A 255-nucleotide genomic window follows, 5' to 3' on the forward strand; every position below is an offset into this window, starting at 1 on the left:
CACTGCTTTCACCCATCTTCACGCCATAATCCTTCGCGGTATAAACCCAGTTTGCTTCCACAAAAGGTTCAAACTGACGGAAGGAACCTTTGTCATGATGGCTCTGTCCGGTCATTGACAAGCGTACACCCAGGCGTGTCTGGACGTTATCACTTCCCCTGCCTTCCACTTTCGTACCGTTGACTTCCGTGTGATTATCGGCTTTCACGCCGGACCATAGCACCTGTGCCTGGGGCGTTATGTAAACGTTGTTTT

At 50.6% G+C, this 255-nt stretch carries 1 protein-coding gene; it reads right to left on the minus strand.

Translation table 11 applies throughout. The features are described 5' to 3' along the window. Positions 1–255 (minus strand): autotransporter outer membrane beta-barrel domain-containing protein (locus WFK85_RS23745; RefSeq protein ID WP_336710435.1); only part of this gene is annotated, 255 nt, incomplete at both ends.

This window comes from Cedecea sp. VD22, from assembly GCF_037150195.1.
Classification (GTDB): Bacteria; Pseudomonadota; Gammaproteobacteria; order Enterobacterales; family Enterobacteriaceae; genus Cedecea.